The 1,344-nt window shown below is 67.2% G+C and carries 1 protein-coding gene and 1 other annotated feature; the gene reads right to left on the bottom strand.

From position 1 onward, the window contains the following. Positions 1-15: 15 nt before the first annotated feature. A protein-coding gene (locus tag IEY30_RS21685; RefSeq protein WP_156035520.1) for an IS3 family transposase occupies positions 16-1,292 on the bottom strand; the annotation gives its coding sequence in 2 pieces (ribosomal slippage) (positions 16-1,001 and positions 1,001-1,292; 1,278 coding nt in all). Beyond that, positions 859-1,014 (bottom strand) — a sequence feature (AL1L pseudoknot). It overlaps the preceding gene by 156 nt. Positions 1,293-1,344: the final 52 nt, after the last annotated feature.

The raw sequence follows: 1,344 nt of genomic DNA, 5'->3' as shown, positions 1-1,344 counted from the left end.
TGTCCCGTCCCGGGTTTAGTGGAGGCTCGGAACTGACGTTTTGACAGTAGCCGTCACGGGGTTCTGTCGGTAGTGCTGGTCTTCGAGCTCGACGGGTGGGACGAGCCCGATCTCGCCATGGAGGCGACGGTGGTTGAACCAGTCGATGTACTCCGCGACCGCGATCTCGAGGTCATCGATCGATCGCCACGGCCCGCGGTTGCGGATTAGCTCTGCCTTGAACAGCGAGTTGAACGCCTCGGCCAGGGCGTTGTCGTAGGAGTCACCGGTCGACCCGACGGAGGCGACCACGCCGGCGTCGGCAAGGCGCTGGGTGTAACGCACCGCGACGTACTGAACTCCTTTGTCGGAGTGGTGAATCAGGCCGGTGGTGTCCCGGCCGCCGCGCGCCCGGTCCCACAACCCCATCTCCAGGGCGTCCAGGGCCAGGTCGGTGCGCAGGTTCTTGGACAGCTGCCAGCCGACGACACGACGGGAGTAAACGTCGATGACGAACGCGGCGTACACCCACCCGGCGAAGGTGCGGCAGTAGGTGATGTCCGCGACCCACAGCTGGTCCGGGGCGGTCGCGGTGAACGACCGCTGCACCAGGTCCGGTCGGGTGTCCGGTCCGCTGCCCGGGATCGTCGTGCGTGGCCCCTTCGCGCGGCTCACGCCCTGCAGGCCAACGGATCTCATCAACCGGTGCGTCGTACAGCGAGCCACCAGATGACCTTGCCGGCGCAGCTCGGCGTGGACCTTCCGGATGCCGTACACGCCGTAGTTCTCGGCGTGGATCGTCACGATCCGCGCCAGCGTCACCGCATCGCTCATCGCCCGCGCCGACGGCGCGCGCTTCTTGGCCGCGTAGTACGTGCTCGGGGCGATCTGCGTGCCTGCTGCCGTCAAGGCTGTGCAGATCGGCTCGACCCCGAACCGGTCGCGGTGCTCGTCGATGTACTCGACGAGCACCCCGGTCGGCACTGTGGTGCTTACTTCAGCTTGCGGTCGAGCTCCGCTGCGGCGAAAAACGCGGACGCCGTCCGCAGGATCTCGTTCGCCCGGCGCAGCTCCTTGACCTCCCGCTCGAGCTCGGCGATCCGCTTCGCCTCAGCGGTGCTCACGCCCGGTCGGTGGCCCTCGTCGACCTCGGCCTGCTGGACCCAGTTGCGCAACGTGTCCGGGTTGATGCCGAGCTGCGCACCGACCCGTTGCAGTGCGCCTTGCTTGGTGGCCGGATCACGCCGCAGGTCAACGGCCATCCTGATCGCTCGCTCCCGGAGCTCGTCCGGGTACTTTCTCGGTGCTGCCATGACTCTCATCCTTCCGTGGAATGAGAGCCTCCATCAGACCCGGGACGGGACA

Origin of the sequence: Terrabacter tumescens, from assembly GCF_014646815.1 — a bacterium.
GTDB classification, from domain to species: domain Bacteria; phylum Actinomycetota; class Actinomycetes; order Actinomycetales; family Dermatophilaceae; genus Terrabacter; species Terrabacter tumescens.
This window is presented reverse-complemented; position numbering and strand designations above follow the sequence as displayed.